Origin of the sequence: Polynucleobacter sp. UB-Siik-W21, from assembly GCF_018687415.1 — a bacterium.
Classification (GTDB): domain Bacteria; phylum Pseudomonadota; class Gammaproteobacteria; order Burkholderiales; family Burkholderiaceae; genus Polynucleobacter.
In genome coordinates this window covers 560,692-587,178 of record NZ_CP061289.1, presented here as the reverse complement: position 1 = coordinate 587,178, position 26,487 = coordinate 560,692, and the positions used below count along the sequence as shown (strand labels likewise).

At 46.1% G+C, this 26,487-nt stretch carries 22 protein-coding genes and 1 tRNA gene; 11 read left to right on the top strand and 12 right to left on the bottom strand.

What is annotated here, in order from left to right:
• Position 1: 1 nt before the first annotated feature.
• Together C2756_RS03060 and rng are read left to right on the top strand one after the other, a co-directional pair.
• The gene (locus tag C2756_RS03060) at positions 2–625 is read left to right on the top strand and encodes a nucleoside triphosphate pyrophosphatase (protein ID WP_251372137.1); all 624 of its coding nucleotides are present in this window, start codon (positions 2–4) and stop codon (positions 623–625) included.
• The gene (rng, locus tag C2756_RS03055) at positions 622–2,085 is read left to right on the top strand and encodes a ribonuclease G (RefSeq protein WP_215319934.1); all 1,464 of its coding nucleotides are present in this window, start codon (positions 622–624) and stop codon (positions 2,083–2,085) included. The genes C2756_RS03060 and rng overlap by 4 nt, the downstream gene beginning before the upstream one ends.
• 23 nt (positions 2,086–2,108) lie before the next feature.
• Here the strand turns inward: rng and msbA are convergent, their stop codons facing one another.
• The gene (gene msbA, locus C2756_RS03050; protein ID WP_215319932.1) at positions 2,109–3,872 is read right to left on the bottom strand and encodes a lipid A export permease/ATP-binding protein MsbA; all 1,764 of its coding nucleotides are present in this window, start codon (positions 3,870–3,872) and stop codon (positions 2,109–2,111) included.
• Between the two features lie 10 nt (positions 3,873–3,882).
• On the opposite strand from msbA, the gene C2756_RS03045 reads away from it, so the two are divergent.
• The 3 genes from C2756_RS03045 to C2756_RS03035 are packed head-to-tail and all read left to right on the top strand — an operon-like array spanning position 3,883 to position 6,571.
• Positions 3,883–4,644 (top strand): glycosyltransferase family 2 protein, encoded by a 762-nt coding sequence (locus C2756_RS03045; protein ID WP_215319930.1) that lies wholly within the window; start codon positions 3,883–3,885, stop codon positions 4,642–4,644.
• Positions 4,641–5,420, top strand: coding sequence for a glycosyltransferase family 2 protein (locus C2756_RS03040; protein WP_215319928.1), 780 nt, complete (start codon positions 4,641–4,643; stop codon positions 5,418–5,420). The genes C2756_RS03045 and C2756_RS03040 overlap by 4 nt, the downstream gene beginning before the upstream one ends.
• Positions 5,421–5,431: 11 nt before the next feature.
• On the top strand, positions 5,432–6,571 hold the full coding sequence (locus tag C2756_RS03035; RefSeq protein ID WP_215319926.1) for a glycosyltransferase family 9 protein: 1,140 nt from the start codon (positions 5,432–5,434) through the stop codon (positions 6,569–6,571).
• Between the two features lie 3 nt (positions 6,572–6,574).
• Here C2756_RS03035 and dnaE read toward each other — a convergent pair whose 3' ends face one another.
• Positions 6,575–10,189, bottom strand: coding sequence for a DNA polymerase III subunit alpha (gene dnaE, locus C2756_RS03030; RefSeq protein ID WP_215319924.1), 3,615 nt, complete (start codon positions 10,187–10,189; stop codon positions 6,575–6,577).
• A gap of 15 nt (positions 10,190–10,204) precedes the next feature.
• On the opposite strand from dnaE, the gene gluQRS reads away from it, so the two are divergent.
• On the top strand, positions 10,205–11,140 hold the full coding sequence (gene gluQRS, locus C2756_RS03025) for a tRNA glutamyl-Q(34) synthetase GluQRS (protein ID WP_251372110.1): 936 nt from the start codon (positions 10,205–10,207) through the stop codon (positions 11,138–11,140).
• Here gluQRS and C2756_RS03020 read toward each other — a convergent pair whose 3' ends face one another.
• From C2756_RS03020 to C2756_RS03010, 3 genes are all read right to left on the bottom strand, one after another.
• Positions 11,141–12,574 carry a DEAD/DEAH box helicase gene (locus C2756_RS03020; protein WP_215319920.1) on the bottom strand — a complete coding sequence of 478 codons (1,434 nt, stop codon included), beginning with the start codon at positions 12,572–12,574 and terminating at the stop codon, positions 11,141–11,143. It lies immediately after the preceding gene.
• Positions 12,575–12,580: 6 nt separating this feature from the next.
• Positions 12,581–12,985, bottom strand: a complete 405-nt coding sequence (locus C2756_RS03015) for a heme-binding protein (RefSeq protein ID WP_215320789.1) — start codon at positions 12,983–12,985, stop codon at positions 12,581–12,583.
• Between the two features lie 177 nt (positions 12,986–13,162).
• On the bottom strand, positions 13,163–14,347 hold the full coding sequence (locus C2756_RS03010; protein ID WP_215319918.1) for an alanine--glyoxylate aminotransferase family protein: 1,185 nt from the start codon (positions 14,345–14,347) through the stop codon (positions 13,163–13,165).
• Positions 14,348–14,568: 221 nt separating this feature from the next.
• Between C2756_RS03010 and C2756_RS03005 the strand changes: the two genes are divergently transcribed.
• Together C2756_RS03005 and C2756_RS03000 are read left to right on the top strand one after the other, a co-directional pair.
• Positions 14,569–15,255, top strand: a complete 687-nt coding sequence (locus tag C2756_RS03005; protein WP_215319916.1) for a GntR family transcriptional regulator — start codon at positions 14,569–14,571, stop codon at positions 15,253–15,255.
• The gene (locus tag C2756_RS03000; protein WP_215319914.1) at positions 15,252–18,323 is read left to right on the top strand and encodes an FAD-binding and (Fe-S)-binding domain-containing protein; all 3,072 of its coding nucleotides are present in this window, start codon (positions 15,252–15,254) and stop codon (positions 18,321–18,323) included. Before C2756_RS03005 ends, C2756_RS03000 begins: the two co-directional genes overlap by 4 nt.
• Before the next feature lie 5 nt (positions 18,324–18,328).
• On the opposite strand, the gene C2756_RS02995 is transcribed toward C2756_RS03000, so the two are convergent.
• The 3 genes from C2756_RS02995 to queG are packed head-to-tail and all read right to left on the bottom strand — an operon-like array spanning position 18,329 to position 20,617.
• Positions 18,329–18,688, bottom strand: coding sequence for an AzlD domain-containing protein (locus C2756_RS02995; RefSeq protein WP_215319912.1), 360 nt, complete (start codon positions 18,686–18,688; stop codon positions 18,329–18,331).
• The gene (locus tag C2756_RS02990) at positions 18,688–19,473 is read right to left on the bottom strand and encodes an AzlC family ABC transporter permease (RefSeq protein WP_215319910.1); all 786 of its coding nucleotides are present in this window, start codon (positions 19,471–19,473) and stop codon (positions 18,688–18,690) included. Before C2756_RS02990 ends, C2756_RS02995 begins: the two co-directional genes overlap by 1 nt.
• 43 nt (positions 19,474–19,516) lie before the next feature.
• Positions 19,517–20,617 (bottom strand): tRNA epoxyqueuosine(34) reductase QueG, encoded by a 1,101-nt coding sequence (gene queG / locus C2756_RS02985; RefSeq protein ID WP_215319908.1) that lies wholly within the window; start codon positions 20,615–20,617, stop codon positions 19,517–19,519.
• A 42-nt stretch (positions 20,618–20,659) separates the two neighbouring features.
• On the opposite strand from queG, the gene tsaE reads away from it, so the two are divergent.
• From tsaE to C2756_RS02970, 3 genes are all read left to right on the top strand, one after another.
• The gene (gene tsaE / locus C2756_RS02980) at positions 20,660–21,199 is read left to right on the top strand and encodes a tRNA (adenosine(37)-N6)-threonylcarbamoyltransferase complex ATPase subunit type 1 TsaE (RefSeq protein ID WP_215319906.1); all 540 of its coding nucleotides are present in this window, start codon (positions 20,660–20,662) and stop codon (positions 21,197–21,199) included.
• Positions 21,200–22,543 carry an N-acetylmuramoyl-L-alanine amidase gene (locus C2756_RS02975; protein ID WP_215319904.1) on the top strand — a complete coding sequence of 448 codons (1,344 nt, stop codon included), beginning with the start codon at positions 21,200–21,202 and terminating at the stop codon, positions 22,541–22,543.
• Positions 22,544–22,630: 87 nt separating this feature from the next.
• Positions 22,631–22,706: transfer RNA gene (locus C2756_RS02970), tRNA-Lys, on the top strand.
• Between the two features lie 43 nt (positions 22,707–22,749).
• Here the strand turns inward: C2756_RS02970 and C2756_RS02965 are convergent.
• The 4 genes from C2756_RS02965 to C2756_RS02950 all read right to left on the bottom strand — a co-directional run bounded on the left by C2756_RS02965 (position 22,750) and on the right by C2756_RS02950 (position 26,428).
• Positions 22,750–23,469, bottom strand: coding sequence for a transporter substrate-binding domain-containing protein (locus C2756_RS02965; RefSeq protein ID WP_215319902.1), 720 nt, complete (start codon positions 23,467–23,469; stop codon positions 22,750–22,752).
• Positions 23,470–23,481: 12 nt separating this feature from the next.
• Positions 23,482–24,615 carry a mandelate racemase/muconate lactonizing enzyme family protein gene (locus C2756_RS02960; RefSeq protein ID WP_215319900.1) on the bottom strand — a complete coding sequence of 378 codons (1,134 nt, stop codon included), beginning with the start codon at positions 24,613–24,615 and terminating at the stop codon, positions 23,482–23,484.
• A 27-nt stretch (positions 24,616–24,642) separates the two neighbouring features.
• Positions 24,643–25,617: a tripartite tricarboxylate transporter substrate binding protein gene (locus C2756_RS02955; protein WP_215319897.1), complete on the bottom strand. Its 975-nt coding sequence runs from the start codon at positions 25,615–25,617 to the stop codon at positions 24,643–24,645.
• Between the two features lie 496 nt (positions 25,618–26,113).
• On the bottom strand, positions 26,114–26,428 hold the full coding sequence (locus C2756_RS02950; RefSeq protein WP_215319895.1) for a RodZ family helix-turn-helix domain-containing protein: 315 nt from the start codon (positions 26,426–26,428) through the stop codon (positions 26,114–26,116).
• Positions 26,429–26,487 lie beyond the last annotated feature (59 nt).

The following is a 26,487-nucleotide window of genomic DNA, read 5'->3' as shown; positions in this document are numbered from 1 at the left end:
TGTGTATTCTTTTGTTTATCTCGCCTCTCAAAGTCCACGTCGTCAAGAGCTCTTAAAACAAATAGGGGTGCACTTTGAAATGCTTCCTCCTCAAGTGGGTGAAGATGTTGAAAGCATTGAAATATCCCTCCCCCATGAAAAAGCACCTGCTTATGTAGAGCGAGTGACCCTAGCAAAAAGTGCCGCTGCACTAGAGCGCTGGAAAAAGAGTGGCTTACCTTGGGCGCCAATTTTATGTGCAGACACCACGGTCAGTCTTCCCAATCATCCCGATGGTGAAATTCTCGGAAAACCCTCTGATGTTGCCGACGCTACTCGTATTCTGGGAATGTTGAGTGGTAAAACCCATGAGGTATTCACTGGGGTGGCACTGACGATCACGCCTGAAGAATCACCGGTATTTTTATTGCAAGTATCTGAGGTTCAGTTTGCCGTCCTGTCGGAATCACAAATCAACACCTATATTGCCAGCGGAGAACCTTTTGGTAAGGCTGGCGCCTACGGTATTCAAGGTGGCGGAAGCGCCTTTATCCCCTCGATCAAGGGTAGCTATAGCGGTATCATGGGACTTCCCCTTTATGAAACTGCTCAACTTCTCAAACGCGCTCAAATTAACTGTATATGAATGAAGAGATACTCATCAATATCACTCCGCAAGAGACGCGGGTTGCTTTAATACAGCAAGGTGCGGTTCAGGAACTGCAAATTGAGAGAACTCGTCAACGTGGTATTGTTGGAAATATCTACCTTGCAAAAGTTGTGCGCGTATTACCAGGTATGCAGTCTGCTTTTATTGAAATTGGTTTGGAGCGTACTGCGTTTATGCACGTTGCTGACATCACCCAAAGCAATCCGCAGCCCCAGATTGAAAAATTACTATTTGAAGGTCAAACTTTATTAGTCCAAGTCTTGAAGGACCCCTTAGGCACTAAGGGCGCACGTCTGACGACCCAACTCAGTATTGCAGGGCGTAATTTAGTTTACTTACCTCCCGCAGGAACCGATACCGCTACCGAAAAATATATCGGTGTCTCCCAACGAATTGATCAACCAGAAGAGCGTGAAGCAATTAAAACTCGTCTGGCTGGACTCATGGCTGAAGATGAGAAAGGCGGCATCATCGTGCGTACCAGCGCCCAAGATGCTTCAGATACCGAATTGCAACATGACATGCGCTATCTCAGAACCACTTGGGAAAGTATTCGTGAAGCAATGAAGCACAAAGCTGCGCCTAGCCTACTTTACCAAGACCTGAGCTTGGCTGAGCGGGTATTGCGCGATGTTGCTGGCGAAGAAACAATTCAAATTCGGGTCGACTCGGCAGAGAATTTTGAGAAGCTCAAAGGCTTCGCCAATCTATATATGCCTAACTTATTAGGCAAGCTCACTTTGCATCGTGGCGAACGTGCCCTATTTGATTTATTTGATGTCGATGCCGAAATTAATAAAGCCTTAGGTCGACGTGTTGATCTGAAATCCGGTGGCTACCTGATGATCGATCAAACAGAGTCAATGACAACGATTGATGTCAACACTGGTAGCTATGTAGGCGCCCGTAATTTGGATGACACGGTATTTAAAACTAATCTTGAGGCAGCTCAGGCCATTGCTCGGCAACTGCGCTTACGCAACCTAGGCGGTATCATCATTATTGATTTTATCGACATGATAGGCAAAGATCATCAAGAATCAGTATTGCATGAACTGAAGCGGAATTTGGAGCGTGATCACGCTCGTACATCTGTAAGTGAATTTTCAGCATTAGGCTTGGTAGAAATGACTCGCAAGCGCACTCGTGAATCGCTGGCTCATATTACTTGTGAGCCATGTGCTATCTGTATGGGTAAAGGTGAAATCAAAACGGCACAAACGATTTGCTATGAGATCTTGCGTGAGATTGTGCGTGAGCATCGTCAATTTAATCCGCGAGAATTTCGGATCGTAGCGGCACCAGACGTGATTGACCTCTTTCTTGAGGAAGAAAATCAATTCTTGGCGCAGTTGGGCGATTTCATTGGCAAACCGATTACGCTCCAGGCAGAAGGTAGCTTCCGCCAAGAACAATACGATATCGTTCTGAGCTAAGGATCCAGACTATTTAAGCAAGATTACGCATTAGAGAATTGAATGCGATGTAAGTTAGCATACAGGCCATCTTGCTTGATCAATTCTTCATGTGAGCCGTTTTCCACAATCTTACCGTGCTCTAAAACGACAATTCGGTCTGCATGCTCAATCGTGGAGAGGCGATGCGCAATCACCAAGGTAGTTCTGCCAGCCATTAATCTTTCTAAAGCATCTTGCACTTGACGCTCTGATTCAGAATCCAAGGCGGAAGTAGCCTCGTCCAAAATCAGAATCGGCGCATTTTTATAGATAGCTCGAGCAATTGCCAAACGCTGACGTTGGCCGCCAGATAAGCGGTTGCCGTTATCACCCACCATCGAATCAATCCCCTCGGGAAGCTCACGAATCATGGCGCTCAAGTTGGCGGCCTCTAAAGCCTCGATCACCCGACCACGATCCACACCCTCTTCACTGGCCGCGCCATACGCTACGTTGGCAGCAATCGTGTCATTAAATAAAATGACATCCTGACTTACAAAGGCAAGTTGCTTGCGAACATCGGCCAGCACAATATCTTCTAAGGGCAAGTCGTCTAAGTAAATATGGCCACTGGTTGGCTTAAAGAATCGAGGCAGTAAGTTGACTAAGGTTGACTTGCCACCACCAGAAGGTCCAACAAACGCAACAATTTCGCCAGGCTTGATCGTGAGATCAATATTGGTCAATGCATCTTTACGCCCCGCCTCTTGCTGGTATGAGAAACCCACCTTCTCAAATCGGATTGCACCTTTGGCTTTATCCAAAGGCTTCATATTCTGCTTGCGATCTTCAGCCTCTTCAAAAGGCTGGTCCATTAAGCCGAAAATCATTTCTGCCGCAGTGAGACCGCGTTGTAAAGGCTGATTGATATCAGCTAAATGCTTTAAAGGAGAAATCACTAACATCATTGCGGTAATAAACGCCGCAAAACCGCCTACCGTAGTGCCTTCAGTTGAAGACTGCATCAATGCAATCACCAGCACAATCGATAGCGCCATTGAGGCAATTAACTGTGTAATGGGTTGATTTAAGCCACCTGCTACGGCCGACTTCAAAGCAAATTGGCGTAAACGCTCTGCTTTTTGTAAAAAGCGATTCATTTCATATTCTTGGGCGCCGTGCACCTTCACAATCTTGTAGCCGGCAGCAGATTCCTCAACTATGTAGGCCAACTCACTCGTCAAATTTTGTTGCTCGCGATTAAGCGACCTCAAGCGTCGATTAATTTTGCTCATGATCAAAGCAATGACCGGGAAAATGATGAGTACAACTAAGGTGAGTTTCCAATTGAGATAAATCAAGTAGCCCATCAATCCCAGCACAGTTAGTGAGTCGCGCACCAGGCTAATGAGCATGCCGCCCATAATTGACAGCACATTATTCACTTCAAAAACAACGGCATTAATTAAATTGGAGGCTGAGTTTTTTTGAAAGAAAGCAGTACTTGCATGCAACAAGGTTTGGAACATTTGCTCACGCAGTTTGAGAAGGACCGCATTGATGACTCGGGTAAGCAAATAATTCGATAGAAACTGAGCTAGGCTACGTACTAGCGCCAATCCAACCAAAAAGACGGGTATCTGCCAGAGCTTGTCATTAAGCCCACCAGTAAAGCCGCGGTCCAATAGAGGCTTCATCAAAGCAGGGATCGAGGTCTCCGCTGCAGCCACAAAAGCCATGGCGACTAAGGAACCAATAATCAGCCCAATATGGGGCTTAAGATAGGTAATTAAGCGATTTAGAGCGGTCCGGTCTTGAGCATTCATATAATGAATTATGCCCACCTTATCAGTCATACTCATCACCCGCAATGAAGAGGCCAATTTAGACGACTGTCTAGCCTCTCTAGAAGGCATTGCCCAGCAGATTGTGGTGGTCGACACCAACAGCGCTGACCGCACCCTAGAAATCGCCCAAAAGTATGGCGCGACGATTGCTCGGCCCTCGGATTGGCCCGGTTTTGGTCCCCAAAAGAACCGCGCTTTGGACTTGGCTACGGGTGACTGGGTTTTGTCTCTAGATGCCGATGAAAGACTCACCCCTGCACTCAGGTCAGAAATTGTGACGGCAGTTCACCATAGCGCCCAGATCAATTGTTTTGCCATTCCCAGACTATCTTGGTACTGCGGCCGCTTCATTCGCCACTCTGGGTGGAGCCCAGATTACGTAGACCGGCTCTTTAAGCGAGGTACTGCCCGCTTCTCAGATGACTTAGTCCATGAGCGACTCATTCCCAATGGCGCTGTCGCAAAGCTAGAAAACCCCATGCTGCACTACAGTTTCATGAACTACTCTCAGGTGCTGCAAAAACTGGATCGTTATTCCACAGCCTCTGCTGAGCAAGCGTTTGCCCAAGGCAAAACAAGTAGCCCCTTAAAAGCAGTCATACACGGCATCTGGGCATTTATACGTACTTATATTATTCGCGCTGGATTTTTGGATGGGGGTCAAGGATTTGCCTTAGCCATCTCCAATGGTCAGGGAACATATTACCGCTACATCAAGCTCTGGCATCTCCATCAGGAAGCGCGTAAATGATTTCGATTTTGCTGGCTACATATAACTGGCCGCAAGCCCTGAAGCTCTGCCTAGAATCGCTAGCTACTCAAACAGACCATCATTTTGAAATCATCATCGCCGATGATGGGTCAACTGAGAGCACTAAACAAATCATTGATGCCTTTCAATCAACGCATTCACTTTCAATAACGCACCTTTGGCAAGAAGATCAAGGTTTTCGAAAAACCAAAATTCTCAACCAAGCGATTGAAGCAGCTAAAGGTGATTACCTCATCTTTTTAGACGGAGACTGCCTGGTTCAGCCGGATTTTGTTGCTCGTCATCGCGAGCTTGCACAAAAGGGTTTTCTCGTTACTGGTAGCCGAGTCCTGCTCAATGAAAAACTAACACAAGAGTTACTAGCCACTTCCCGCTGGGACTTTAAGCTATTTATCTCCAAGCTTTTGGAGTACCGTCTAAATGCTGGTATTAATAAATACTGGCCGCTCAAAATCAAACTCGGCAATGGTTCTTGGCGTGACTATAAAAAATTTGTTTGGCGTCGTATTAAGGGTTGTAACATGGCTTGCTGGAAAACCGATGCACAAGCAATTGATGGCTTTGACGAGACCATGACCGGCTGGGGTCACGAGGATGCTGACTTTGTCTTTCGTTTACAGCGGCATCATATCAAGCGCAAATCAGGATCATGGTCTACCGAAGTATTGCATCTCTTTCATCAAATTCATGATCAGAGCAATGCTGCTGAAAATGCGCGGCGTGTGCGTGAAAAGATTTTGGCAAAGGCAATGTAAGCGATCCACATATGACCAACTTCTCCACCCTAAAACCCAAAAAAGTATTATTCATTGCGACTCGGCAAATTGGCGATGTACTGGTCACAACACCTTTAATTAGCAAAGCACGTGAACTGTGGCCCGATGCTGAATTTCATTTTCTGGGATACAAGGGCAAGCTTGATATGCTCAAGGGTAATCCAGATATTGACCAGATTATTGAAACCTCTGACCGACCTGGGTTTGGCGAATACCTCTCATTGTTTAACCAACTCTTTCAGCGTTATGACCTCGCCTTTGTGACTCAGCCAAGCGATCGTGCTTACTTATATGGCTTGGTTGCTGCATTTCGTAGAGTAGGCGTTTTGGGTGGACATCCTCAAGGCAAGCAAAGTAATGCAAACAAGCAAAATGCTTGGAAAAAATTCATTTCGATGCATACCGTTGAGATAGATTACTTTACACAGCATGTCATTACTGAAAAACTGCGCCTTCTGGAAGTATTCTTCAGAAACCCTAGCGATTTATTTTCAAACCCGATTAATGTCACACCACCTATTGGCGAGGCTTTGATACCAGTCATTGCCAGTGAACTGACTCATGCTTATGTTGTGATTCATCCAGGCCCTCTGACAGCCTACAAACGCTGGCCTCTTGGCTATTGGCAGAAGCTCATTACTCATATAGTCAATCGTGGCTTTCAGGTGGTGCTGAGCGCTTCACCAGCAAAACAAGACTTACAACTAAACCATGACATCCTATCCTTGTTAGAACCCAACGTTCGCCAAAAGGTGATTGATACTGCGGGCAAACTATCCATTCCTCAAGCAGGATCTTTATTGCGTGCAGCTAGTTTGTATATTGGAGTAGATACTTCCATCACCCATTTAGCAGCAGCCTGTAATACGCCAACCATTACTTTATTTGGCGCTACACCACCCACCAATTTTGGGCCATGGCCCAATGGTTTTATTGGTGCGCAACCTTATCAATTACGCGCTCGCACACAAACAGTTGGTAACATCACCATCTTGCAAGGCCCCGGGGAATGCGTACCCTGTCGCAAGGCTGGTTGCTTAGATAGTGCAGATAGCAATAGCGAATGCTTAGACCTACTAGAACCCGCTCAAGTCATTGAGGCAGTAGAAAAGATCTTAGAAAGAAAATAAAGGCTAGTGGTACTGAACTTGCACAGGATCTTTTTGTTTTGAAGTCAGCAATTGATTAAGACTATGCAAGCAGGCGTCATCCGGATAAATGCGCATCTCTTCTGGGAACTGCATTAAGCAAGCACCGCCACTTGTAGTCACAGCTGCCGTCAACATCAAACCTTTTACTCCATCATTTGTATTGGGGCTTGGCACAGGCGCACCAAGCTTCGGGTCTCGGGTGCGATTGGCCATGAGGTAAGGTCCAATTTGGCTACGCAGCATTCTAATGTCTACCGCTGAATCAAGGTATACATGCACATTGCGCGCAAAGCGCATCCGCGCCCCAGTAATATCCATGACCGCCTCAGACACAATTCGCATGCCACCAGAGAACTTATCTGGCGTCACATTTACTTTAGCAATCAGGAGCTCATCTTCTTTTAGCCAGGAACGATTGGGCTCATAGACCTCGCTATACAAAGTGACCTCTAGCGCGGCAGTACCATCATCAATCGTCGCAATCATCATGCGGCCGCGTTGACCTGTCAACATGCGTGCTGATGTCACAATGCCGGCAATCAGCTGATCTTTGCCTTCGGTAATTTTCGCTAATGGTTGGCGAATGAAATGAGAGGTCTCTTCGCGGTAGGCATCAAACATATGACCAGTCAAACATAGTCCTAAAGCCGTTTTTTCTTCTTGGAGACGTTTTTTCTCAGACCAAATAGGCTCACGCACCAGCTCAGGCTGATGTTGATGATCCTCGCCAGCAACCTCAAATAGGCTTACCTGATGAATCGAAGCTTCTGCCTGTTCAGCTGCTTCAATCGCTCTTGCCAAAGAAGCCAACAAGGTAGAGCGAATGTCATAAAGATTGCCGCCAGCTGCTAAGGAATCTTTATAGAGGCTATCAAACGCACCAGCACGCATGAGTGCTTCTATGGCACGCCGATTCACTTGTCTGCGATCTACGCGAGCGCAGAAATCAAACAGGTCCTTGAATGGTCCATCGGATTCGCGTGCTTTGACAATGGCTTCAATCGCTGCCTCACCAGTACCCCTAACTGCTCCTAAACCATAGCGAATATGACTGATCGGCGCATCAGGGGCAGCATCGGGTGCTCGCAAGGGCGTGAACTCATAGACACCCGTATTGATATCGGGCGAGAACACCCGAATTTGGTTTACCAAACAATCGTCATACAAAATCTTCACCTTATCGGTGTCATCCATCGCAAGCGATAAGTTGGCTGCCATGAATTCAGCAGGGTAATAGGCTTTGAGCCAAGCAGTTTGATAAGCTAAGAGCGCATAGGCAGCAGCATGAGATTTATTAAATCCATACCCTGCAAAACGCTCCATCAAGTCATAGATCTCGTTGGCCTTTCCTTCGGAGATGCCACCTGCTTTTGCACCATCACTAAAGATCTTGCGATGCTGTGCCATCTCTTCTGGCTTTTTCTTGCCCATAGCACGGCGGAGCATATCGGCACCACCAAGTGAGTAGCCACCGATCATCTGTGCCATCTGCATCACCTGCTCTTGATACACCATGATGCCGTAGGTTTCACGCAGAACGGGTTCAATACGCGGATCTGGATACTCTACTTTTTGACGACCGTGCTTACGCTCAATAAAGTCTGGAATCAAATCCATCGGACCAGGACGATATAGAGCCACTAACGCAATAATGTCTTCAAAGCGGTCAGGCTTAGCATCGCGCAGCATGCCTTGCATGCCGCGACTTTCTAGCTGGAATACGGCAACCGTATTTGCCCGCTTCAATACGTCGAAAGCTCGCTCATCGTCGAGTTGAATATCGCTAATACTCCAATCCTTACGATCAGCATGCAGCGCTTTAATCCAGCGCTCTGCTGCCGCCAAGATAGTGAGCGTCGTAAGACCTAAGAAGTCAAACTTCACTAGGCCAATAGCTTCAACATCATCCTTATCAAATTGGCTAATGACAGAGCTACTATCTTGATCTTTGCTCTCTTGGGTATACAGCGGACAAAAATCTGTCAGTCGACCTGGGGCAATCAAAACACCACCAGCATGCATGCCAACGTTACGCGTCATGCCCTCGAGTTGCTGCGCCAATGAGAGTAATTGACGGACCTCGTCTTCATTCTTTTCACGCTCGGCTAATTGCTTCTCTTCCTTTTTCGCTATTTCAATGGTCATGTATTGACCCGGCTTATTGGGGACAAGCTTTGCAATCCCGTCAACAAAGTTATAGCCCTGCTCTAAAACCCGACCCACGTCACGAATCGCTGCTCTCGCAGCCATCGTGCCAAAAGTCGCAATTTGACTGACAGCATCCTTACCGTATTTATCTTTCACGTACTGAATCACACGGTCACGACCGTGCTGACAAAAGTCGATATCAAAGTCGGGCATCGATACCCGCTCTGGGTTTAAGAAACGCTCAAAGAGTAAGTTGTAACGAAGTGGATCGAGATCGGTAATGCCAAGAGAGTAAGCCACTAAAGAACCGGCACCTGAGCCGCGACCTGGACCTACAGGGACGCCATTGTTTTTAGCCCAGTTAATAAAGTCTGCAACGATCAAGAAGTAACCAGGAAAGCCCATTTGAGAAATCGTCTTAACCTCAAACACTAAGCGCTCGTGATAACGAGACATCTCCTTAGCCCGCTCTTCTGGGTCTGGAAAGTTGCGCTCCATATGACGCTTGAGACCAACTTCAGATTGCGCTAAAAGATACTCATCCAAGGTGATGCCTGGTGGCGTCGGAAAATCTGGCAAGCGTGGCTGACCTAGAACCAGAGATAAGTTGCAACGCTTCGCAATCTCAACTGAGTTCGCCAAAGCTGCTGGTAAATCTGCAAAGCGCTTTTCCATCTCTGCTTGCGTCAAAAAATACTGCTGATCGTTAAATTTCTTTTGACGACGCGGGTTACCCAGCAGCTCACCCTCAGCAATACAAACGCGCGCCTCATGCGCCGTAAAGTCACTCTTTTGCATAAACTGCACTGGGTGTGTCGCTACTACCGGTAGATCCAACTCATTGGCTAAATGGCATGCCAGCTGAAGTTGCTTTTCATCTTGCGGATGACCACCGCGTTGCACTTCAATGTAAAACGATTGGGGGAAGAGTTTTTCATAACGCCTTGCCACGCTTTGAGCTTGATCTTCTTGGCCTGCTAACAATGCGGCACCAAGCTCACCCATACGCGCACCTGACAGCGCAATTAATCCATAAGAGAGTGTTCTATTGGCTTTCTTATCTTCTGCTTTTGCAGCAGGTTCACTAAACCAAGCTGAATCGACTTCAGCACGACCACGTGACTGATTATCCAAAGAGGCTCTACTGAGTAACTCACAAAGATTGAGGTAGCCAGAATGGTTTTGTACTAGCAATAACAGTCGATGAGGTTGATCGGGATCTTGGGAATTGCTCACCCAAACATCTGCGCCGGCAATCGGCTTAATACCACTAGAGCGAGCGGCTGTATAAAACCGCACTAGGCCAAACAAATTACTTAAATCGGTGAGAGCCAAGGCACCCATTTCATCTTTGGCAGCTGCAGCTACTGCATCATCAATGCGCACGACTCCATCCGTAATCGAAAACTCGGAATGAATGCGGAGATGTACAAAACGGGGTAAAGCCATGAGATGATTTTAGCTGTGTCCAAGCTAAAAAACCCTTCATCCCCAGCCGACGGCTATCGCGGGCGATTTGCCCCCTCGCCTACCGGACCACTCCATGCGGGATCACTAGTTGCTGCCCTAGGAAGCTGGTTAGATGCCCGTAAAAATGGTGGTAAATGGCTGCTCAGAATAGAAGATCTGGATACCCCTAGATGCATCCTTGGGGCTGATCAGCTCATTCAGTCCCAATTGCTCGCATGCGGCCTTTTCTGGGATGAAGCCCCCACCTTTCAGTCAAAACATCAGGATCGCTACCAAAAGGCTTTAGAACGCCTCAATGAGCTCAAATGCCTCTATTCCTGCACCTGTTCTCGGCAAACAATTACCAACACCCTAGCAGAGCTTGGAATTCAAACACCGCGCAATCAAGAGATGGTTTATCCAGGTACGTGCAGACCAAGTCAACTAGAGAGCCATACAAGTTCTGAAATTTCAGACCTGAAGGCGGCTTGGCGAGTTGCGCTGCCCCCAAATTGCCAGAGTGATTTTGAGGATTTAGCCCTCGGCACTCAAAGTCAGAATCTCAATCAACAAGTCGGGGATTTTATTCTGCGCAGAAGTGATGGTCTCTTTACTTACCAACTCGCCGTAGTCGTAGACGATGCAGAGCAAGGTATTACCCATATCGTGCGTGGCGAAGATTTGCTAAGCAACACCGCTAGGCAAATATATTTACAAACTCTTTTGGGATATACAACGCCGCACTACAAACATCTTCCCTTGGTATTAGATGAACACGGCGAAAAATTGAGTAAGCAAACCTTAGCAACCCAAATTAATACACAAGATCAAACACATTCTCTTGCAGAGCTTCGCAAGGCTGCAACACATTTAGGATTGGTTGGGTTACCTGATGGTGAGAGGATCACTATTGCAGAGTGGCTCTTGGCAGCCACTCATGCCTGGAGCTAATTACTTCTTTTTGAAACCGCCCAATAAGGCGCCAACTGCTGGCTTAGCGGCCACAATACCCACTTTTTTCACTTCTGGCTTTACTACATCGGATGACTGTGGTACGGCGCTAGGCTCATAAGGTTTATAGAAAAATGGGTCTGACATTTTTGCTGGGGCACTACTACTAGTAGATGGCTTGGCATAAGCAGGAGTACCCTCAGGCAAAGGCTGGATATCTAACTTACGCTTCATTAGCTTTTCAATATCGTCTAATAAACGCTTTTCACTGGCATCTACTAAAGCAATCGCATCCCCTGTACTACCAGCACGACCTGTTCGACCGATGCGGTGAATAAAGTCTTCAGCGTTATAAGGCAACTCATGATTAATCACGCAAGGCATATCTGGAATATCCAAACCACGCGCTGCCACATCTGTCGCCACCAACACTTCAATCGCGCCAGACTTGAATGCATCCAAAGTTAAGGTACGCTCACCCTGACTCTTATCACCATGAATCGCACCTGCTTTAATACCATCACGCTCTAAGGCCCGTGCTAACTTGGCACAACCTAAACGACTATTGGTGAAGATGATGCACTGACGCGATAAACCTTGACGCGTACGGTTTTCTAAGACTTGGACAATTGCACGCTGCTTATCACTTGCTGACACCATATGAATGACTTGCTTAACCGTGTCGGCTGCAGCATTTTGACGAGCTACTTCTACCGTTACCGGTGTACGCAAATAACTCTGCGCGAGCTTCTTAATCTCTGGTGAGAAGGTTGCCGAGAACAACAGGGTCTGTCTTTGCGCAGGAATCAAATTAATGATGCGTTGTAGATCAGGTAAGAAACCCATATCGAGCATGCGATCGGCTTCATCTAGCACCAGAATTTCGACCTGGGACAAATTAGCCACTTTAGACCCAATGTGATCAAGTAAGCGACCTGGTGTGGCAATCAAGATCTCAATACCATTACGCAAGATAGCAACTTGCTCTTTCATATCCACGCCACCATAGACCACAGCAGCACGCAGATCAGTATGCTTCGAGTAGTTAGCAGCGTTCTCAGCTACCTGCACCGCCAACTCTCTGGTTGGAGTTAAAACTAAGGCGCGAATCGGATGACGAGCGGGTGAGGCACTATTGCTAGCATGGCGCAAAATCTTTTGAATGATTGGCAATACAAAGGCTGCTGTTTTGCCAGTACCAGTTTGTGCAGCACCCATTAAATCGCTCCCCGCTAAAACATGCGGAATTGATTGCGCTTGAATCGGAGTAGGAGTGTTATAGCCTTGTTCAGCAACCGCTTTTTGAATCAGCGGGTCTAAACCAAAATCAGCAAAAGTAATTGTTGCTGGAGGGGTGACACTAGGGGCGGCGCTAGGAAGGACTGAGTCGCCAAGCCCTGTAGATGAATTTATTTCAGTAGCAGTATTGATCAAGGTAACTTACAGGATGGCCGCAATGCCGGCCTTAGCGGTTTCGGCATCCTCGGTCGATTTAACGCCGGAAACGCCGACTGCGCCGATGGTAAACCCATTTACCTCGATATTGACCCCACCCTCTAACATGCCCGAAATATGTGGGACAGATAAAAAAGAGGTGCGACCATTATTAATAATTTCTTCGTACACACGGCTTTCGCGTTTACCCATTGCAGCGGTGCGCGCTTTTTCTTGGGCAATGTAAGCAGATACCGGTGCACATCCATCACGACGGGTCAAACCTAGTACATGTCCACCATCATCACAAACAGCGATCGTGACTGCCCAATTATTTTCAGCGGCATGCTTGTTGGCTGCATCCAAAATCTTTTGAGCATCCGCTTGAGTTAAATAAGGTTTAGTTGCCAACATGTTGAATCCTTTTTAAATACTATTGTCTCGAATATGTTTTATGTGATGAAAGTGCCATCAATACAAGTGCCTGAATTATAAAGGCTGCAGCCAGGCTCAGCCCTTTAAGTCTGACCCCGGACGATCTGCACCCTGCCTTTGCCCTATACGCAACCGAAAGGGTCTAAATGGTGGTTATTTGAGGAATTCTTGAGCAGCCACTACACCGCTAGCCTTAGGCTTAAAGCCCATAGCACCCAAGCTCATTTCAACCCCACTTAAAGCAGCCATCAAATTGAGCTCATTACAGTCACCCAAATGACCAATGCGGAATGCTTTGCCCTTAATTTTTCCAAGGCCCGTTCCTAAGGAGAGATTGAATTTCTCCAAAGCATGTTTGCGTAATTTGTCGGCATCCATACCTTCAGGTGTAGCGATACAAGTTAACACTGGAGAGTAGCAATCCTTATCCTGACATTGAATTTCGAGCCCCCAAGCATGAACAGCTTCACGACAAGCGGCAGCCAAACGCTGATGACGCGCAAAGATTGTGCCCAAACCTTCAGCCATCATCATGTCCATCGCTTCATGCAAACCGTACATTAAATTCGTACTGGGTGTAGTTGGCCAGTAACCATTTTTATTGGACTCCAATATTTCATCCCATGCCCAATACGCTTTATGCATTTTGTTTTGCTTGCTCACTTCAATGGCTCTTGCTGACAAGGCATTAAAGCCAATACCTGGAGGCAACATCAAACCTTTTTGCGAACCAGAAATAGTCACGTCCGCGCCCCACTTGTCATGCTCGTAGTCTGCAGATCCAAGGCCAGAGACGCTATCAACCAACAACAAAGCGGGGTGCTTTAAGGAGTCGATCGCTTTTCGTACTGCGGCGATGTTTGAAGTAACGCCAGTCGATGTTTCGTTATGCACTACGCATACAGCTTTGATTTCATGCTGAGTGTCTTTACGCAAACGCTCTTCAATCACTGCAGCATCTACACCCCAACGCCAAGAGTCTTGTCCAGATTTACCAACGACCTCGACCTTCAGACCGAGGCGCTGTCCAAGTGCGCGCCATAAATTGGCGAACTGACCAGTTTCATAAAACAAGACTGTATCGCCAGGATTGAGAACATTCACTAAAGCGCCTTCCCATGATCCCGTTCCGGAAGCGGAATAAATGATCACCGGCTGCTCTGTTTTGAAAATCTTCTTGATACCATCCAAAACCTTTAAGCCAAACGCACCAAACTCAGGACCACGATGATCAATAGTTTGATAGCTAATAGCGCGTAATACGCGAGGAGGCACTGGGCTTGGGCCGGGAATATGTAAAAAATGGCGTCCTGATGCGTGGTTATCAAGTTTCAACATGCTTTGTCTCGCTATGGATGGGTTTAGGTATTTAAAAGGGGGTGAATTCTAGGAACTCGTTTCAGCCTCTAGTGTATGACAAATTTTGGCAATTTTCTATTTTGTATACAATTTATTTTCATTTAATCTAAAAATAAACCTTAATTTAAGCATTTAAAGCCATAATTTATGCTTTATCATGACTTATTGATATTTTTGTATACAAATTATAGGTTCTCAATATGACGGTTACAGAGCAGCCAAATTCCCAGAATCTGCATGAGGCAATCTTCCAAAAACTCAGATCACTCTTAGTAGAGGGAAAGATTGCACCAGGCAGCAAACTGAATGAGCGTGAATTAGCTGAAAGTCTGAACGTTTCTCGCACACCGATTCGGGAAGCGATTCGTTGCTTGGCTGCCGATGGTCTAGTAGAGTTGATCGCCAATCGCGGAGCGATTGCTGTGCAATTGAGTTTGGAAGATGTCATTCACACCTTTGATGTGATTGCCGACTTAGAGGGCTTCTCTGGAGAGCTGGCTGCAAATCATATTACTGATGCCAGCCTCTCTGAATTAGAGGCACTCCAGTATGAAATGATGGCTTCGTATGCTCGCCGTGATTTATCGAGTTATTACAAACTCAATCTACGTATCCATCATTTAATTAATCAAGCAGCGAACAACCCTGTACTCTCTCGTCTCTTTACTCAAGTAAATACTCGTATCGAGGCGCTACGCTTTCGCTCCAACCAAGACGGCGTCAAATGGGAAAAGGCAGTGGAAGAACATCAAGAGATGCTCGATGCCTTAAAAGCACGTGATAGCCAGAGAATGCGCAAGATCATGATTCAGCACGTCCAGAACAAGCGTGATGTTGTCGTACAACTCCTCAAAGCAGAAACAGGCAGCCTGGAGATGGCTAAATGAATAAGCCCTTAGACCTCAAAGAAGTCATGATTGATCAAGCGACCTTAGCAAAGCGCCTACGCCAAGAAACGTTTGGCGAAGTGATGACCGATAGCGCAAGTCGTGGTCGCTACGCTACCGATGCCTCTATTTATCAAGCCATGCCAGTGGCAGTGTTTGTCCCCAAGACCGCAGAAGATATTGCTACAGCCATTCAGATTGCGGCTGAGCTTGGTGTACCAGTATTACCAAGGGGTGGTGGCACCAGTCAGTGTGGCCAGACTACTGGTGCTGCACTGGTGATTGATAACAGCAAATACTTCAGAAATGTTCTTGATCTCAATCTCAATCAAGGCTACGTGGAAGTTGAGCCAGGTATTGTGCTGGATCATCTCAATGGCTCACTCAAGCAACATGGTCTTTGGTATCCAGTGGATGTATCCACTGCTGGGCAGGCCACGATTGGCGGCATGGCAGGTAATAACTCTTGTGGAAGCCGCTCTATTGCTTACGGCAATATGGTGCATAACGTCTTGGGCATCAATGCTTGGCTGGCGAATGGTCAAATTGCCGAGTTTGGTAATTACGCCAATAGCGCTGGTGTTGCTAGGCAGTTAGGTGACTTTGTAAAAGGTTTAGCAAACACACTTCAACCAGAGATCGAAGCTCACTTTCCGAAAGTACTCAGACGAGTCGCTGGTTACAACCTCGACATCTTTCACCCTCAAAGTGAGTTGCCTTATACGCAAGACGGCAGCGTAAATCTCTCACATCTTTTAGTAGGCAGCGAAGGTACGCTGGCTTACTTTAAATCTCTCAAACTCAAACTAGCACCACTACCGAAACATAAGGTACTTGGCATTGTGAACTTTGCGAGCTTTTACAAAGCCATGGATAGCGCTCAACACATTGTGAAACTTGGACCTACTGCAGTGGAGTTAGTCGATCGCACCATGATTGATCTAGCACGCAGCAATCCCAGTTTTAAGAAGACGATTGAGACTGCACTGATTGACCATACTGCGCAAACTCCAGAAGCGATTCTGTTGGTAGAGTTTTCAGGGGAAGCGCATGCTCCCTTGCTTGAAAAAATCATGGCATTACAAGAGCTCATGGGTGACTTAGGCTTACCCGGTTCAGTGGTATCTATGCCAGACGCTTCCTTGCAAAAGAATTTATGGGAGGTGCGTAAAGCGGGGCTAAATATCATGATGAGCTTAAAAGGGGATGGCAAGCCAGTGAGCTTTATTGAGGACTGCGCAGTTCCGCTAGAGAGTCTGGCAGATTACACCCAAGCCTTAACGGATGTCTTTTCTAAATACGGTTCACGCGGCACTTGGTATGCCCATGCTTCAGTTGGTACTTTGCATGTCCGACCCATTCTTGATATGCGCAGAGATGGCGCCCAAAAGATGCGTGCTGTTGCCGAAGAAGCATCTGCCTTAGTACGTAAATACAAAGGTGCTTACAGTGGCGAACATGGTGATGGCTTGTGTCGTGGTGAATGGATCTCTTGGCAATTTGGCCCCAAGATTACTGAAGCCCTTACAGAAATCAAGCATGCCTTTGATCCTCAGGGACTATTTAATCCAGGCAAGATTATTAATCCACCAAAGATGGATGATGCGAGTAACTTTCGATTTTCGCCAAGTTATCAAGTGATTCCATTACAGCCTGCATTAGATTGGTCAGCTTGGAACGTACAAAATAATCCTGTTACTGAAGAAACTACCGCGCCCGGCACGGGTGGTGATCCCGCAATGGGTTTAGCTAAAGCAGTTGAGATGTGCAATAACAATGGCCACTGCCGTAAGTTTGATGCGGAGGTGATGTGTCCCAGTTATCGTGTGACTCGGGATGAGAAACACCTGACCCGCGGCAGAGCAAATACCTTACGCTTAGCACTCTCCAATCAACTCGATATCAAAGACGAGACTTCACCACTTGGCAGCGATGCCATTAAAGAGGTGATGGAATTGTGTGTGAGTTGCAAAGCCTGTCGGCGTGAATGTCCTACTGGCGTTGATATGGCCAAGATGAAAATTGAGTTTCTATCAGCCTATAAGAAACGGGTTGGTCATTCTTTACGTGATCTAGCAGTGGCGTATCTTCCCAAGTATGCCGGCACGATTAGCAGTATTCCACTCTTGCCAGTGATCCTCAATCTGCGCAATCACATTGCACCGATTGCCAAGCTACAAGAATGGATCATGGGTATCTCCGCCCAAAGAAGTTTGCCAATTTGGAAAGGTAATACTTTCTGGAGTAAGCCAAAAGCAATCGCACCCTATCAATTTAGTCCTGAGGCCTTATCAAATCAACCAGGGGTAGTGCTATTAGCCGATACCTTTAATGCTTACTTCGAAGATGAAAATCTGCAGGCGGCAATAACCGTTCTTACTGCTGCTGGCTATCGTATTCATATTCCGCACAAGAGTCAGAACAAGGCTAAAAATAAAGAACAAAACACTTGCTCCAAAGAATTTTGCTGCGGCAGAACTTACCTTGCAGCTGGCATGGTGGATAAAGCCAAAGAAACACTCGGTGAACTCATCGATCATCTCGCACCCTACGCGCAAATGAATATTCCAATTATTGGTCTTGAGCCTTCTTGTCTCTTTACCTTAAAAGATGAGGCTTTGGTGATGGGTTTTGGGGAGCGAGCAGTGACCGTATCGCAGCAAGCGCAACTCTTAGAAGAGTTTTTAGCCAGCAAAGCGAAAGCAGGCAAACTCAACCTGCAACTCAAAGCCGCCAGTAAGCCAGTCCTTTTTCATGGGCATTGCCATCAGAAGTCTTTTGCAGCTGTGACACCTGCCATGGAACTACTCAAACTCATTCCTAACGCAGAGCCTCAATTAATTGAATCGTCTTGCTGCGGCATGGCCGGTAGCTTTGGCTATGAAGCCGAGCATATCGAGGTATCTAAGCAAATGGCTGAAGCGAGCCTATTACCGAGCATTCGTAAATTACCCGATAGTTGGGTAGTAGCGGATGGCACTAGTTGCCGTCATCAAATTGCAGACGGCACGCAACGTGAAGCGGTACATATCGCCAGAATATTAGCGGCACATCTTTCAGTTGAATGAAAAGCTTAGCGAATCACGCCATACCCCACCATCAGCAAGGTTCCAGTCAATAAGGCTGGAACCAAACGCTTAGAAGGTTTAGAAACCATCACGCCAATCGCTAAGGCGCAAATCAAAATCCGAATCCACAAAGGCACGGTAGCCATTAAACCCAAAGGCATGACGATCAGGCGAATCGTCAAGGCAGCAACCATGGTGTAGGTCACCGCCGCTAACCAACGAAAGATTTCGCTTTCTTGATTAATACTTTGAGAAAGCATGACACCAATCGCTCTGCAGAAATAAGTGCCAATACAGGCGCCTACTAGAGCAATCCACAAACCCCATCCCGAGAGCGCGTTCGTCATCGTATCCATTGAACTCATTAACCGACTACTCCAGCTTTCTTTCGCAAGAACTTGCGATCAATAAAATAAGCCAAAGTCCCACCTACAAGACCTGCCGTTAGTAAGCTGGTATCGCGATCAATTAAAAAGAAGATCGGGCCAAAAATACAACCCATGAAAAGAGCAATACGATTAATCCAAGGTTTGACTTCGGTAAACGTTAATAAGAAGAAGAGTGGATTAATAAAGACTAGACCCAGCGTTACAGCAGGCGGCACCATGCCAGCTAAATAGAAACCCAAGATCGTTCCAGGAATCGAAATTAACCAACAGAGTAAACCAAGGCCCACAAAATAGGCTAAGCGGTGCTTGGTCTCTATCGCATGAAACTCACGCATCGAAATTGCCCATGCCGTCATGGCCAATAAATGGACGGAAGCATATAAGCTTCGATTGCGATCCTTCTGATGAAACTGCGGAAAGAGTGTCACCGTCATCGTGATGAAGCGGGTCGAAGTTAAGGTTACTGCCAAAGCAATTGCAATGACGGATGAACCAGTGATTGCCATTTCTAATAAGACCACCTGCCCTGGCAAGGCAAACATAAAAAATGTAGTAGAGGTCGTGATCCAAACATCAAAGCCATTGGTTTTGCCCATGGCTCCAAAACCCACCATGCCAGCAAAGAGCACCATGGCAGGCGCTCCAGCTGCATCACGCATCCCCACCCAGAATGCATCGCGAGGGCTTTTAAAGCGCTCCGCTGCCGAACCCTCTAATGCAATTTCGCTAGGATCAATATAAGGTTGGTCGGCTGATGACATAGGCTAATTGTAAGAGCTAGGCTCCATTATTGTCTAAGCTTGCCTAAGGAATGGGATTGAGAGCCCACTCAATATGTTCCGCAACGAGTGCATCTGCTGATGAGAGACCTTCACTCAAGGCTTTTCGAATAGCTTTCTTGTCTGCATTAGCTACTACTGGATTGGCTAGGGCATTACCCATTGCGACCGCGAGATTACGGCGCCAGCGGCTATAACCAATGCGTCGAATCGCACTGCCTTCATGGCGCGCTTCAAACTCTGCTTCAGTCCATGACCACAAATGCAAAAGACTAGCCTGTCCCAAACCATGACGCTGTGCAAAGTCTGGCAATTGTGTGCGCTTAGCAAACTTATTCCATGGACAAATCAACTGACAATCATCGCAACCATAAACGCGATTACCCATTGCTCTGCGAAACTCCATTGGAATGGCCTGAGGGTTCTCAATGGTGAGGTAGGAGATACAGCGACGTGCATCTAATTGATATGGCGCAGTAATGGCTTGTGTTGGACAAACATCGATACACGACTGACAAGTACCACAATGTTCGTCTTGCGCTTCATCGATTGGGAATGGTACATCGACCAAGATCTCACCCAAGAAAAAGGTAGAGCCAGATTCACGATTGAGTAAGAGCGTATGTTTTCCACGCCAACCTAAACCTGCTTTACGAGCAAGCTCAACTTCCATTAAAGGGGCTGAATCCGTAAATACACGATATCCAAAAGTGCCAATTTTTTCTTCGATGGCGTTGGCAAATTCTTGCAAGCGATGACGCAAAACCTTGTGATAGTCGCGACCTCTGGCATACATTGAGACCACTGCTTGAGAGGGATCCTCTAAGCGTTGCCACTCTGTATCAAGATTGATATCGGGTGGCAGATAGTTCATGATGACGCAAATGACGCGTACAGTACCTGGCACTAATCGCTGTGGATCAGCACGCAGATCCGCATGGCGTTGCATGTATTCCATCTGGCCATGACGCCCATCTGCCAACCACTCCTGCAAACGCTTGCTTGCCAAGCCCAGGTGGGTATCCGTAATGCGCAAACCATCGAATCCCAACTCTATAGCCTTTTCTCCAAGCCAAGCACGTAACTTAGACTCGTCTAGAGCAGAGGAATGGGCAGATAAAGGCATATGAATAGAGAATGTAGCGCAATAATTGAATAAACTAGAACAATGGCTCAAACCCCAGAAACACCATTAGCAATAATCAAGCAACATTGTAGGCAGGAAGCAGATACCGCTAGCCTAGCCAGACAACTTGCCGTCAGCATTACTGGTTTTATGGAACAAAATCCACAGGGACACCTCAATATCTCCCTAGTTGGCAATTTAGGGGCAGGCAAGACCACCTTCGCACGATATTTGATTCAAGCAATGGCTTATGCGGGCAAGGTCAAAAGTCCAACCTATACCTTGTGCGAGCCTTACACACTCAAAACCAATAGCGGTGAATTTACCGCGCATCATTTTGACCTCTACCGAATGCGTGATCCTCTGGAGTGGCAAGAAGCTGGTTTTGGAGAATATTTTGATATCCCTGGCTTTTGTTTAATTGAGTGGCCAGAAAAAGCTGAAGGCACTTTACCACCATTCGATCTCCAAATTGAATTACTCCCAGGCGTAAATGAGAATGAGAGATCAGTGACGATGACAGCACTCCTGAATGATGGCCACCATGTTCTGAATCATGTAATACAGAATTTAAGCAAGTAAATGGGTATTAAAAAAACTATTCAACAAACGAATCTTGCGCGAAGGCAGCATCTCAAAACTTCAGCGAAGTTCTTGAGCTTTGCACTGCTTTTTACAGAAGTGGAGATTGCTTGGGGCGCCAAGATATTGGGTGTGCGTGTCTGGCCATCAGAGGACTACACCCGCATTACTCTAGAATCTGATACACCATTACCTGTTAGCCAGCAAATCCTCAGCAATCCTGATCGCCTGGTAGTTGATGTGCAAGGCTTGGAGCTCAATCCCACTTTGAGAGATTTAGTAGCCAAGGTCAAGCCTAATGATCCTTATATTGCGCAAGTAAGAGTAGGTCAGTTTCAGCCAGGAGTAGTGCGCTTAGTATTCGACTTAAAAGAACCGATCAAGCCTCAACTCTTCACATTAGACCCCGTTGGTGAATACAACTACCGCATGGTCTTTGATTTGTACCCTACCACTCCACCTGATCCCTTGATGGAGTTAGTAAAAAGCAGCGCTCGTAAAGAAAGTGCTCTAGCTAAATCAAATGAAGAAGTAGATTTCATTGCGCAGTTTGCTACTAAAAAGGAGGCGCCAAAGTCACCAGTGGCACAAGCCATACCTGAGGCTAAAGAAGCTCCGGCAGCTGCTAAGTACAAACGCCTGATCACCATTGCCATTGATCCTGGTCATGGTGGCGAAGATCCGGGTGCAATCGGCTCATTAGGTTCTAGAGAAAAGCACGTAGTACTCTCGATTGCAAAACGACTCAAAGACAAGATAGAGGGTGAAGCCTATATGCGCCCTTTTTTAACTAGAGATGGTGATTATTTTGTACCTCTGCATGTGAGAGTACAAAAAGCCAGACGAGTTGAGGCGGATCTTTTTGTTTCTATTCATGCGGATGCATTTATTCAGCCACACGCCAAAGGTGCTTCCGTATTTGCACTTTCGCAAATGGGTGCTAGTAGTTCAATGGCACGCTGGATGGCCAATAAAGAAAATGCTTCAGACTTGATTGGTGGCATCAATATCAAGACCCAAGATCGACAGGTAGCTAATCTACTCCTAGATATGTCAACCACTGCTCAGATTAAAGACTCACTGCAGGTTGGAAACTCTATTCTGAAGCAAATTAGTGGTTTTGCGCCCTTACATAAAGGAAAGGTAGAGCAAGCCAGCTTTGCTGTTTTAAAGGCACCAGACATCCCTTCTATCTTGGTAGAAACTGCCTTTATTAGCAATCCTCAAGAAGAAGTCAGACTGAATGATGATGGCTACCAGGACCGCATTGCTGAGGCTATTCTGAAGGGGATTAAGGATTATTTTTCCAAAAATCCACCAGTCGCCAGAAGAGCGAACTCATAAGCTACTTGTAACTACAAGGGCTTACGGGCAGACACCGCAGACCAAGGGATCGCCTACAAACTTCTTGCTATAATTTATGGCTTAACTGGGTCGGTAGCTCAGTCGGTAGAGCAGCGGACTTTTAATCCGTTGGTCGCGAGTTCGAATCTCGCCCGACCCACCAAGCATTACTATGCCTCGCTCTGCGGGGCTTTTTCATTTTCCACTTAGGCAGCGACTGATAAGCCGTTGACCTTATGCTTTTTAATGAAAGAGGCAATTAAGCCGGATTGTTTAGCATCTTGCACAAATCTAGATAAGAACTCAATCGACTGAAGATTTTCTTTGGCCGTTGCTACACCTTGTTGCACGACCATGAATTGCCCATCCAATACTGTAGATCCAGGCAATCTTTTGGAATCCTTAATTAAACCCGTCTTAAGCCCTGCCAGCGCATCAAGCTTTTCATTAAAAAATAAATCTACACTTGCCTCTAGGGTATCGGCATGAACTAAGGATGCATTTTTAATATTACGAACGAGCCACAGGTCATAGGCGCTCTTCTTAAATGAGGCGATGCGGACCCCAGGTATATCAACGTCCTCAATTGCATTAAGTGGCGAGTTGGGTGGAACCAAATAAGTGGCCTCAATCTCAACATAAGCTGGTGCGAAAGTAATCTTTTGTGCGCGATCAGGATCAGATCCTACTAAACCAATCCCACAAATTCCTTTTGCTACTGCTTCGACTAACTCACCTTGAGTATCAAAAGGTATCAATTGAATTTTCACATTCAATGATTTAGCAATTGCATACGCTAAGTCAGGTGAAACGCCTTCTGGATTTCCCTGTTCATCTTTACTGGTTACAAGTAAAAAATTACCCAAATAAATACCCGCTTTTAAGGCTCCATTGGGGGCAAGCTGGTTAATGACTTCGTTGTTCATGTGGCCTATCAATCAGATAATTCGCTCACTAAATTTTTTCATTGCAGCCTCAGATAGGGTCAAACCCAATCCAGGCTGCTCTTTTAATTGCATCACGCCATTTTTAATCACTGGCGGCTCTTCAAATAACTCTGCCTGTAATGGATCACGCTCCGGATCAGTAAAGGCCTCAACGATGCAGCCTGCTGGACTGCCCGCAACAATATGTGCATGTATGAAGCAATCATGATGTGGTGCAACTTGAACATGATTTAACTCGCACAGACCAGCCATTTTGCGTCCTTCAGTAAAGCCTCCAAACATAGTGCAATCAAATTGTAGTATCTGAATTGCTTGCTCTTCAATCATCGCACGGCAACCATAGCTAGTGACTTCACTCTCCCCACCAGACAGGGGAATACGTGTTTTATTGGATAGGAGTTTCAGAGCCCTACGATCATCTTCCCATCTCACTGGCTCTTCTAGCCATCGAGGGTTTAGAGGCTCTAGTAATTGGGCGCCTTTAATTGCAGTCTCTAAATCCCAGGCGCGATTTACGTCAATCATGAGGTCTTTTTTATCTCCAATGACCTCTCTAATGAGCGCCATACGCTCAATGTCTCTTTCTAGCGGCAAGCCACCAACCTTTGCCTTAAACCCAGTATGGCCCTGCTCAACTAGTTTTTGTACCTCATCGCGTAGCTCAGCATCATCTTTTCCATCGCGATAATAACCACAGGTGACATAGGCGGGTACTTCACTACGAAAGCCGCCAAAAATTCTATACAAAGGCAAACCCGCAGTCTTGCCAACAATATCCCAAAGTGCAATATCAATTGCTGAGGAGATTCTGATGACCGCCTCCCTAGACCAGCCCTTTTCACTTGCCATTCTGCTTGTAGTTAAAGCAAATAATTTTTTGTAAACACGCTCGGGCGCTAAAGGATCTTCGCCAATAATTAAATCTCCAATACCAGACTTAAATGCTTTGACGGCAAAATCAATGGGGGTATAGCTTGTAGCCAACCCAAAGCCATCAATACCCTCATCCGTATAAATACGCACTAGGATTTCATTGGCAGTTGGAACGATAAAGTGACTTACCCAATGCGGTCTACCTGATTGAGGGGCTTTAAGAGTGAAGACTTCAAGACGTGTAATTTTCATAATCAAATTTTTAATTAAAGAGAAGCATTATTCATCAATAGAAGCGCCAGATTCGGCGATAATTTTTTTCCAGCGCACAGATTCTGCGGCTATCATTTTGGTAAATTCTGCAGGTGATGCGGTCGGTGCAATGTCCAGACCTTTCTCAGTCATATTGTCACGAAAATCTTTACTATTGAGCGCCTTTTGAATGTCGCTATGTAACTTAGTAATAACATCTTTAGGCGTTCCAGCCGGAGCCAAAATTCCAACCCACATATCAGGATTGAACCCCGGCACAGTATCAGCAATAGGAGGAATTTCTGGAGCTAGTGGAGATCTTGTTACAGAAGTAATTCCAAGAGCGCGTAATCTGCCATCCTTAATCAGGGGTAATGCCAGCGGCAGACTTGAAAAATTCATTGGTACTTGGCCCGATACTGTATCCATTGCTGAGGCAGCCGCCCCCTTGTAAGGGACATGAACAATATTTGTCTTGGTGAGGTACTTAAACAAGTCAAACAATAAATGGTTAGGCGTGCCATTTCCAGCTGACCCATAAAAAAGCTCACCAGGCCTGACCTGAACATAGGTAATTAACTCTTTAACTGTTTTGGGTGGGAACAATGGATTGGTAACCAGAACATATGGGGCCCTTACTATGGGCGCTACCGGCTCAAAATCTTTTTGTGCATCAAATCCAGTATTTTTATAAAGATATGGATTAATAACGATGGTATTTCCTAAAGCAAGCAAAAGTGTGTAGCCGTCTTTAGGTGCCTTAGCAACATATTGGGCTGCAATATTTCCGCCGGCGCCAGGTCGGTTGTCAACAATGAAGGGAACCTTAAGCATATCGGTCAATTTCTGCGCAATTGCCCTCCCAGTGATATCGTTAGCTCCGCCTGGAGCCTGGGTCAAAATGAAGGTAACTTGTTTGTTAGGGTAACTACTTGCTGATTGAGCGTAAACGTTAAAACTCAATAACAATGAGGTTGAGACACACAATAATAGTCGTAACATGTAGGCTCCAGTATCTAAATGATTGCTCTAGATTATGAGCCATAAATCGAAAATTTCAATCTTTACAAGTCAACATCGGGCTCAGGATAGTTTTGTCGGTTTACCCAACAAAACAGTGTTGATACGACCCAAAATCCACCTCACCCCAATCGACATCACAGAATCTACTGCTTATCTCACGCCACTTTCCAGGTAGTTTTAGACCAATGTCTAAATTACTGTTTTACAGAAATTTCACGTCTTTAAATCCGTTAGGCGCGAGTTTGAAAACGAAGTTTTGGCGCAGTCAATATCGCCCGACCCACCAAGATGTGTAAGGCTTTAAAGGCGAAATGCTTTTGAAGCCTTTTTTCTTTTTAGCTCTGGGCTAGCACGCGGCTAGCATTTTTACATAAGCCATATCAATTTTCGTTATTAATAATGTGGCTCAAATAAAAACCACCTTAAGTTTTCACTCAAAGTGGTTAAACCCGTAAGGATCGGGTATGCCGAATTATTATTTTTTTCTTAAAAAGAAAGGAATATCGCCTTCATAAACATTGGCGTTTACTTTTGCTTGCTCAACACAAGGTTGCTCCTTGTAATCACTCAATTCAATATCTAAGGCTTTAGCATAAATTTGGGCGTTGGATAAGGTATTCTCTGGCACTTGCTGGTACCCCAACAGTTCTCCATTTTCTATGCGAACGATCTCAAAAATTTTTAATCCGCAAGTGCTGGCCGCTGCAGACAATGTCAAGCCCCGCATCTCCCGTGCACTACGAAGATGCCTGCCAATCTGCTTAAAGGATTGAATTTCTGCTAAGTTCATAAAAACCCATACAAATGTAGGCTCTTATGTTCGCCCTCGCTGTAGCCCTAGTCAATTAG

Bases quoted from the DNA above. Each gene is read 5' to 3' on its own strand.
- rng (WP_215319934.1), top strand. From the start codon at position 622: ATGAATGAAGAGATACTCATCAATATCACTCCGCAAGAGACGCGGGTT.
- msbA (WP_215319932.1), bottom strand. From the start codon at position 3,872: ATGAATGCTCAAGACCGGACCGCTCTAAATCGCTTAATTACCTATCTT.
- C2756_RS03045 (WP_215319930.1), top strand. From the start codon at position 3,883: ATGCCCACCTTATCAGTCATACTCATCACCCGCAATGAAGAGGCCAAT.
- C2756_RS03040 (WP_215319928.1), top strand. From the start codon at position 4,641: ATGATTTCGATTTTGCTGGCTACATATAACTGGCCGCAAGCCCTGAAG.
- C2756_RS03035 (WP_215319926.1), top strand. From the start codon at position 5,432: ATGACCAACTTCTCCACCCTAAAACCCAAAAAAGTATTATTCATTGCG.
- dnaE (WP_215319924.1), bottom strand. From the start codon at position 10,189: ATGGCTTTACCCCGTTTTGTACATCTCCGCATTCATTCCGAGTTTTCG.
- C2756_RS03010 (WP_215319918.1), bottom strand. From the start codon at position 14,347: ATGTTGAAACTTGATAACCACGCATCAGGACGCCATTTTTTACATATT.
- C2756_RS03005 (WP_215319916.1), top strand. From the start codon at position 14,569: ATGACGGTTACAGAGCAGCCAAATTCCCAGAATCTGCATGAGGCAATC.
- C2756_RS03000 (WP_215319914.1), top strand. From the start codon at position 15,252: ATGAATAAGCCCTTAGACCTCAAAGAAGTCATGATTGATCAAGCGACC.
- C2756_RS02995 (WP_215319912.1), bottom strand. From the start codon at position 18,688: ATGAGTTCAATGGATACGATGACGAACGCGCTCTCGGGATGGGGTTTG.
- C2756_RS02990 (WP_215319910.1), bottom strand. From the start codon at position 19,473: ATGTCATCAGCCGACCAACCTTATATTGATCCTAGCGAAATTGCATTA.
- queG (WP_215319908.1), bottom strand. From the start codon at position 20,617: ATGCCTTTATCTGCCCATTCCTCTGCTCTAGACGAGTCTAAGTTACGT.
- tsaE (WP_215319906.1), top strand. From the start codon at position 20,660: ATGGCTCAAACCCCAGAAACACCATTAGCAATAATCAAGCAACATTGT.
- C2756_RS02975 (WP_215319904.1), top strand. From the start codon at position 21,200: ATGGGTATTAAAAAAACTATTCAACAAACGAATCTTGCGCGAAGGCAG.
- C2756_RS02965 (WP_215319902.1), bottom strand. From the start codon at position 23,469: ATGAACAACGAAGTCATTAACCAGCTTGCCCCCAATGGAGCCTTAAAA.
- C2756_RS02960 (WP_215319900.1), bottom strand. From the start codon at position 24,615: ATGAAAATTACACGTCTTGAAGTCTTCACTCTTAAAGCCCCTCAATCA.
- C2756_RS02955 (WP_215319897.1), bottom strand. From the start codon at position 25,617: ATGTTACGACTATTATTGTGTGTCTCAACCTCATTGTTATTGAGTTTT.
- C2756_RS02950 (WP_215319895.1), bottom strand. From the start codon at position 26,428: ATGAACTTAGCAGAAATTCAATCCTTTAAGCAGATTGGCAGGCATCTT.